This is a genomic window from Limosilactobacillus mucosae, from assembly GCF_046939755.1.
GTDB lineage: Bacteria > Bacillota > Bacilli > Lactobacillales > Lactobacillaceae > Limosilactobacillus > Limosilactobacillus mucosae_A.
This window is the reverse complement of sequence record NZ_JBKZAY010000130.1, coordinates 1-245: the sequence shown is the minus strand read 5'-3', so window position 1 is coordinate 245 and position 245 is coordinate 1. Positions and strand designations below refer to the sequence as shown.

Sequence of the window (245 nt, the reverse complement as noted above, 5' to 3'; positions counted from 1 at the left end):
CCGTCGCCTTCGTACTTCTTGATGCCTTCAGCCGTGCTGTATGGAATCGTTTCATCCGTGTAGCCGTGCAGATCGTCTTGACGCAGCGTCTCGCCAGTCGTGTCATCAACGTACTTGACGTAGGCTGTTTGGGCGTCAGCCGTGTAGATGACCGTAAGCGTTGGACCTTGTTCGGCATCACTGTTGGAACTGCGCTTTACTACCGCTTCGCTTGGCGTGTAACCGGCAATCGTTGGTGAAGTCAG

At 54.7% G+C, this 245-nt stretch carries 1 protein-coding gene; it reads right to left on the bottom strand.

Features of this window, described 5'->3' with window-relative positions:
- Positions 1-245 (bottom strand): mucin-binding protein (locus tag ACLUWI_RS10525; protein ID WP_412147262.1); only part of this gene is annotated, 245 nt, incomplete at both ends.